The sequence below is a fragment of the Microbacterium resistens genome (genome assembly GCF_031456305.1).
Lineage (GTDB): Bacteria > Actinomycetota > Actinomycetes > Actinomycetales > Microbacteriaceae > Microbacterium > Microbacterium resistens_A.
In genome coordinates, this window is the sequence record NZ_JAVDUM010000003.1 from 304,757 (window position 1) to 312,016 (window position 7,260).

At 71.3% G+C, this 7,260-nt stretch carries 6 protein-coding genes; 4 read left to right on the plus strand and 2 right to left on the minus strand.

What is annotated here, in order from left to right:
- Positions 1 to 28: 28 nt before the first annotated feature.
- Complete coding sequence (locus tag J2Y69_RS05300) at positions 29 to 820, minus strand: lysophospholipid acyltransferase family protein (protein ID WP_396653040.1); 792 nt, start codon at positions 818 to 820, stop codon at positions 29 to 31.
- A 156-nt stretch (positions 821 to 976) separates the two neighbouring features.
- On the opposite strand from J2Y69_RS05300, the gene J2Y69_RS05305 reads away from it, so the two are divergent.
- Genes J2Y69_RS05305 through J2Y69_RS05315 form a run of 3 tightly spaced genes read left to right on the plus strand, consistent with a single transcriptional unit; the run spans position 977 to position 4,427 of the window.
- Positions 977 to 1,942, plus strand: a complete 966-nt coding sequence (locus J2Y69_RS05305; RefSeq protein WP_310018295.1) for an FKBP-type peptidyl-prolyl cis-trans isomerase — start codon at positions 977 to 979, stop codon at positions 1,940 to 1,942.
- A gap of 41 nt (positions 1,943 to 1,983) precedes the next feature.
- On the plus strand, positions 1,984 to 3,072 hold the full coding sequence (gene dxr, locus J2Y69_RS05310) for a 1-deoxy-D-xylulose-5-phosphate reductoisomerase (protein ID WP_310018297.1): 1,089 nt from the start codon (positions 1,984 to 1,986) through the stop codon (positions 3,070 to 3,072).
- 38 nt (positions 3,073 to 3,110) lie between these two features.
- Positions 3,111 to 4,427: a M50 family metallopeptidase gene (locus J2Y69_RS05315; RefSeq protein ID WP_310018299.1), complete on the plus strand. Its 1,317-nt coding sequence runs from the start codon at positions 3,111 to 3,113 to the stop codon at positions 4,425 to 4,427.
- Between the two features lie 10 nt (positions 4,428 to 4,437).
- Here the strand turns inward: J2Y69_RS05315 and J2Y69_RS05320 are convergent, their stop codons facing one another.
- A complete protein-coding gene (locus J2Y69_RS05320) occupies positions 4,438 to 6,366 on the minus strand; it encodes a chorismate-binding protein (protein WP_310018300.1) in 1,929 nt (642 codons plus the stop codon).
- Between the two features lie 197 nt (positions 6,367 to 6,563).
- Here J2Y69_RS05320 and J2Y69_RS05325 point away from each other — a divergent pair, with 197 nt between their 5' ends.
- Positions 6,564 to 7,169 carry a putative glycolipid-binding domain-containing protein gene (locus tag J2Y69_RS05325; RefSeq protein ID WP_310018302.1) on the plus strand — a complete coding sequence of 202 codons (606 nt, stop codon included), beginning with the start codon at positions 6,564 to 6,566 and terminating at the stop codon, positions 7,167 to 7,169.
- Positions 7,170 to 7,260 lie beyond the last annotated feature (91 nt).

A 7,260-nucleotide genomic window follows, 5' to 3' on the forward strand; every position in this document is an offset into this window, starting at 1 on the left:
TGCGGCGTGACCTGTCGTCGCGGCGCGGTCAGCGGCGCTCGTGCGGCAGGGCCTGTCTGATCTTCTCGATCGTGCTCTGCGCGGGCACCTCGTTGTAGGTCCCTGCCAGCTCCTGCCCGGACAGAGCGTGGATCGCGGTCATGATCTCGTCCGTCGCCTGACGGCGCGCGCGGCCGGAGCTCGCGGCGCCGTGGTGGGAGAGATCGATCGGCTCGCCGAACCGGATCGTCACGCGATGGCCGAAGGAAGGCCTCTTCGCCCCCACGGGCATGGCCTTGTCGGTGCCGATGAGGCCGACGGGGACGACGGGCGCGCCCGTCTCCAGGGCGAGGAAGGCCACGCCCGTCCTGCCCTTGTAGAGCCGTCCATCGGTGGAGCGGGTCCCCTCGGGGTAGAGCGCGACGGCCTGTCCGTCGGCGAGGAGCTGGCGCTGCTGCTCGAGGGCGTCGAGGGCCGCCTGGCCCGCGCCGCGGTTCACGGGGATCGCTCCGACGGCCCTCATGAAGTTGCCGATGAGCGCGCCGCGGAAGCCGGTCCCCTCGAAATAGCTGGACTTGGCCAGGAAATGCACGCGGCGGGGCGCCGAGACGGGGATCGCGATCGAGTCGATGAACGACAGGTGGTTCGAGGCGAGGATGACGGGGCCGGTGCGCGGGACGTTGCGGCGGCCCTCGACGCGGGGCCGGTACACGAGCCGGGCGAGCGGGGCGAGCACGAGCCTGCCGAGGAGGTACAGGAAGCCGGCCCGATGGAGATCGGGATCGACGACGTCGTCGGCGCTCGGCGTCTCGGACGCGGAGGCGGGCTGCTCGGGTGTCACCCGACAACAGTAGACGAGGGTCCATTCCCGCGGGGGCATGACGAAACGGCGTCAGGACGGCATTCTCAGCACCGGCAAAGCGTCATGCGTCAAGATGGTCCAGGTCCGGCCGAACTCGGCCGTCACGACTCCCACTCCCACCATCGAGGTCTCACCGTGCGCTTCCGCCTGCTCGCCGCTGTCTCCGCCGTCGCCGCGTCGGCGCTCCTTCTCGCCGGATGCGCGGGCTCGGGCGACTCTCCGGATCCGACGGCTTCGGCGGCGGCGGGCTCCTGCATGCTGGACGCCAAGCCCGGCGCGGCGTCGGACGCCGTCACCGTCAGCGGGGAGGGGAAGGACACGACCGTCGCCATCCCCGAAGGCACCAAGATCACGGAGGTCGAGCGGACCGTCGTCTCGAAGGGGTCGGGCAAGGACGTCCTTGCGAACGACCTGCTCTCCGTGCGCTACCAGATCATCGACGCCGCCAGCAACAAGGTGCTCGAATCCAGCGAGCGCGGGGAGGACGGCGCGCTTCCCGTGCTGCTGGACCCGCAGCAGTCGTCGCTGTTCGTGGCGGCGCTCGAGTGCCAGCCGCTCGGCTCCCGCATCGTCCTGACCCTCCCGAGCTCGGTGCTCGGCGAGGGCGCCCAGTCGGTCGTCGTCTACGCCGAGGCGACGGGCGAGCTGCCCAGGACCGCGACGGGGAAGGCCGTGACGCCGGACAAGGACTTCCCGGCGGTCGAGCTCGACAAGGACGGCATGCCGACCATCGCCACCCCCGAGGGCCCTGCCCCCACCGATACGAAGGTCACCGTGCTCAAGCAGGGCGACGGGCCGACGGTGGCCTCCGGCGACTTCGTCGCCGTGCAGTACGTCGGCGTGAAGTGGAGCGACGGGTCCGTGTTCGACTCCAGCTGGAAGCGCGGTGCGCCGGCGCAGTTCATGACCACGCAGGTCGTGACCGGGTTCAAGACCGCGCTGGAGGGCCAGAAGGTCGGCTCCCAGGTCGAGGTCGTGATGCCGCCGAAGGACGCCTACGGCGAGAAGAGCGACAGCAACACGAGCGACCTGGCCGGCGAGTCCCTGGTCTTCGTGGTGGACATCCTCGCCACGACCCCCGCGCAGGCCCCGCAGCAGTAGCCACCCCCGCGCCGCATCCCCTCAGCGCCTAGGCTGAGGGGATGCGGCGCGTCATCGTTCTCGGCTCCACAGGTTCCGTCGGCACCCAGGCGCTGGACGTGATCCGCGCGAATCCGCGACGGTTCGAGCTCGTGGGCCTCGCCGCGGGGAGCAACGCCGAGGCGCTCGCCGCGCAGGCGGCGGACTTCGGCGTCGAGGACACCGCCCTCGGTGCCGCGGAGGCCGAGCAGCTGGTCCGCGACGTCGACGCGGATGTGGTCCTCAACGCCATCACCGGCTCCATCGGCCTCGGCAGCACCCTCGCCGCGCTCCGCGCCGGACGGACGCTCGCCCTCGCGAACAAGGAGTCGCTGATCGTCGGCGGGGCGCTGGTCACGGCCCTCGCCCAGCCGGGGCAGATCGTCCCCGTCGACTCCGAGCACTCCGCGATCGCCCAGGCGCTGCGGTCAGGCGTCAGGAGCGAGGTCAGGCGTCTGGTCGTGACCGCGTCCGGGGGGCCGTTCCGCGGGCGGACCAGAGCGCAGATGACGGACGTGACGCCCGCCGAGGCGCTCGCGCATCCGACCTGGGACATGGGACGGATGGTGACCACCAACTCCGCCACGCTGGTGAACAAGGGGCTGGAGGTCATCGAGGCCCGGATCCTCTTCGACGTCGACTACGAGCACATCGAGGTCGTCGTCCATCCGCAGTCGATCGTGCACTCGATGGTGGAGTTCGTCGACGGATCGACGATCGCTCAGGCCTCGCCGCCGGACATGCGGCTGCCGATCTCGCTGGGGCTGGACTGGCCGAACCGTGTCGGCGGCGTCGGCGCCCCCCTGGACTGGCGCACCGCGAGCACCTGGACCTTCGAGCCGCTGGACGCCGCGGCATTCCCCTCGGTCGCGCTGGCGAAGGCGGCGGGGCGTGCAGGGGCGACCTTCCCCGCGGTGTTCAACGCGGCCAACGAGCAGGCGGTCGATGCGTTCCACGAGGGGCGGCTGTCCTTCCTCGGCATCGTGGACACGATCGACCGCGTCATCGACGCCCACGAGCCGCCCTCCGCGCTCACGGTGGAGACGCTCGCAGCGGCGGAGGAATGGGCACGGCGCACCGCGGACCGGTTCATCGGCGCCGCGGCGGGCTGACACGGCGCTTTCCTAGGACCCGCGGGTAGCGTGGCGGGGTGGAGATCCTGCTGTACGTCGGAGGCCTGCTGTTCATGCTCGTGGGCCTGGGCGTCTCGATCGCCCTGCACGAGATCGGGCATCTCGTGCCGGCGAAGCTCTTCGGCGTGCACGTCGGCCAGTACATGATCGGCTTCGGCCCGCGGCTGTGGTCGCGGCGCTTCGGGGAGACCGAGTACGGGATCAAGGCGCTGCCGATCGGCGGCTTCATCTCGATGTCCGGGATGTATCCGCCGTCCTCGGGTGCCAAGGCTCCAGGGCGGGGCATGTTCCGGTCGCTGATCCAGGACGCGCGCGCGGCGAACGACGAGACGATCGATCCGGAGCGGGAGACCAGGGTCTTCTACCGGCTGCCGGTGTGGAAGCGCGTCATCGTCATGGTCGGCGGCCCGCTCATGAACCTGATCCTCGCCGTGGTGATCTTCACCGTGCTGCTGAGCGGGATCGGCCTTCAGCAGGGCACGACCACGATCGCGACGGTCTCCGAGTGCGTGCTGCCCGCGGGCAGCACGCAGACCGCCTGCGAGCCCGGGGACCAGAGGGCGCCGGCGGCGGAGGCCGGCATCCGGCCGCAGGACGTCCTCCTCTCGATCGACGGCACGGAGGTGAAGAGCTTCGCGGAGGCGAGCGCGATCATCCAGGCGTCGCCAGGCAAGACCCTCCCGGTCGTCCTCGACCGCGGCGGGGAGCGGATCACGGTCCAGCTCACCCCCGTCGCCGCGCAGCGACCGGCCGTGGACGACCGCGGGCGCCCGCGTCTCGACGAGCACGGCGCGCAGATCCTCAAGGACGTCGGCTATGCCGGAGTCGGGGCGCAGCTCGCCTACGTCCCGCAGGCGCCGACGGCGGGAATCCAGGCGGCCGCGGACAACGTCGGCTCGGTCGCCGGCATGATCGTGACCCTCCCCGCCCGGCTGTGGGACATCGGCGTCTCGCTGGTGACCGGAGGCGAACGCGATCCCAACGGGCCGCTGAGCGTCGTGGGCGTCGGGCGCCTCGCGGGCGAGGTCGCGGCCACGGACGCCCCGATCCTGAACCGCCTCGTCGTGCTCCTGAGCCTGCTCGGCTCGCTCAACATCGCGCTCTTCGTGTTCAACCTCATCCCGCTGCTGCCTCTTGACGGCGGACACATCGTGGTCGCGCTGTGGGACGGGGTGAAGCGCGCGTGGGCGCGGCTCTTCCGCCGCCCGCCACCGAAGCCCGTCGACGCGACGCGGCTGGTGCCGCTCACCATCGTCGTCGCTGGGATCCTCATCGCGATGGGCGCCCTGCTCCTGGTCGCCGACCTCTTCAACCCGGTGAAGATGTTCGGCTGAGCGGTCTCGCTCAGCGCAGGGCGTGCGTCACGAGCCGTTCGATCGTGCGCATCCCGTCGCGGGAGAGGATCGACTCCAGGTGCCCCTGCACGGAGGCGAATCCCTCGCCCCGCAGCGCGTAGACGTCGCCGGTGGCGGGGTCAGCGCTCACCTCGGCCCCCGGGACGCCGGTGGTCCCTGGGGCGACGCGCGCGGTGAAGGTGTTGTAGAAGCCGATCGAGGCCTGCTCCTCGAACACCGGGACGGTCTTCTGCAGACCCTGATGGGGGCTCGCCAGCGGGGCGAGGCCGATCCCGAGGAGGTCGGCGAGGATCTGGTGGCTCAGGCACACCGTGAGGAGGGGGCGACCGCTCTCGCGACGCGCCGCGACCAGCTCGCGCATCCGGGCGATGCGGGGCGAGTCCGTGTCCCTCGGGTCGCCGGGTCCGGGGCCGCCGACGAGCAGGTCGGGGGAGAGCGCATCCTCGTCCGTGGCGAGGGACCACGGCACGATGCGCACTTCCAGGCCCAGGTGCCGCAGCTGGTGGGCGAGCATCGTCGTGAAGCGGTCCTCCGCGTCGATGACGACGGCGGTGCACCCGGCGAAGGGGCCTGCGGCGAGGTCGTCCTCCTGCGGGTTCATCCAGAACTCCGCGAGACGCGCGTTGCGGGAGGACAGGAGCGCCGCGACCTCGGGATCCTCGGCCAGGTCGACGGGCCCGGCACCGCTGCCGGCCCCGGGCTCGTCCGCGTCCTCGGGCGCGGGGGCGACGTCGCGGGCGATCGCGCCGATCGCGCCGAGGACGCCGGCGGCCTTGCCGTGCGTCTCGCCGACCTCGCCGGCGGGGTCGGAGTGCCGCACCAGCGTCGCGCCGACCGGGACGGCCAGCTCGCCGTCGCGGAGGTAGACGGTCCGGATGAGGATGGGCGCGTCCAGATCGTGCCCGCCCTCGCCGTTCGGCGTGAAGAGCGCCGCCACCCCGGAGTAGTAGCCCCGCGGCTTCCGCTCGTGCCGGCGGATCACCGTGCAGGCGTTCTGCATCGGCGATCCCGTCACGGTCGGGGCGAACATCGTCTCCCGGAGGATCTCGCGCGGGTCGAGCCTGCTGTGTCCCCGCAGCATGTACTCGGTGTGGGTGAGCCTGGACATCTGCTTGAGGTGCGGGCCCGTGATCCGTCCGCCGTCGGAGCAGACGGCGCTCATCATCTTGAGCTCCTCGTCGACCACCATGAACAGCTCCTCGGTCTCCTTCGTGGAGGAGAGGAAGTCGGTGAGGGCCTCCTTCGTGACGCCGCCCGCGGGGTGGCGGAACGTCCCGGAGATGGGGTTCATGGTGACGACTCCGCCTCGCGCGACCACGTGGGCCTCGGGGCTCGCGCCGACCGCGATCACGCCGGGGGTCACCACCGCGAAGGTCCAGTAGGCGCCCCGCTCGTGCTCGAGGAGCGCACGGAACCAGGTGAGCGCCGTCTGCCGCTCGTCCGCATCGATCCGGGCGGTGTAGTCGCGGCGGATCACGAAGTTGGCGCCCTCGCCGCGCCCGATCTCGTCCGCGATCACCCGCTCGACGATGCCGGCGTACTCCTCGTCGCTGAGGTCGAAGCCGCCGTCGCGCAGCGGGACGGGGATAGAGGGCAGCGCGTCGCGGATCTGCTCGATCGGCGCGGCGAGGTGCTCGTCGACGAGGAGGCAGCGCAGGGCGGCCCCGTCGTCCTCGGCCTCGAAGCCGCGCTCGCGGACCTGGCGGTAGGGGACCATGGCGAACACCTCGCGGGCGCCCTCGCCCGCGCCGAGCGGGATGTCGGCGAGGAGATCGACGTCCGCCACCTCGCCGCTCAGCAGCTCGACCGACGTCGAGCCCTCTCGCGCGAGGAGGACGAAGGACGCGGTCGGATCGGCGGCCAGCGCATGGATGCGGTCGATGAGCGCAGCGGGATCCGTCGGCGCGGAAGAGGTCATCGGTGTCTCCTGATTCGGGCATCCGGTGCGGCCAGAAACGACGAAAGACCGCCCGGAGAGGCGGTCTTCAATCTCGTGTACGCGAAGCCACCGTCTAGGAGACGGGCCACCAGCTGCGGTTCGCGGACATGCGCCGAAACTACCACACGGCGCGGCGGCACCTGTCACGGCGGCCGCGCGGAGACTAGGTTCGAGCCATGAGGCTCCTCCCTCCGCCCGCCGCCGCGAGCTGGGTCCATCACGGTGTCCGCTCGGGATTCGAGATCGCCTTCTTCCGCCAGGCCGGAGACGGCAACCGCCTCGTCGGGCACACCACGGCGGAGGAGGAACGCGCACTGTGGTCGGTCGGCTATGACGTGGAGCTCGACGAGGGCTGGCGGACCCGCCGGGTGCGGGCGAGCACGGTCTCGATCGACGGACGGCACGAGGTCCTGATCCAGCGGGATCCGCAGGGCGGCTGGACCGTCGACGGCGAGCCGAGGCCCGACCTGGACGGGTGCGTCGATATCGACTTCGAGTCCTCCGCGGTCACCAACGCGCTTCCGGTGCGCAGGCTGGATCCCGTCGCCGGGGAGGGCATCGACGTGCCGGCCGTGTTCGTGCGCGCCGAGGACCTCCGCGTCGAGCGGCTCGAACAGCGGTACACCCTGCGAGACGCCGCGCGAGACCCCCTGCGGGAGGGTGCGGGCGACGGGCCGTCCTTCCTCTATGAGTCGGCGACGTTCGATTTCTCGTGCGAGCTCCGCTACGACCGATCGGGCCTCGTCCTGGAGTATCCGGGCATCGCCGTCAGGCACTCCTAGGGCGTGTCTGACAAATAGGTCGGCGATGCGCTGAGAGTCTGGGGTCGTGTCGCGCTTTCAGATGCTCTCGGATGCTCAGTGGTCGTTGATC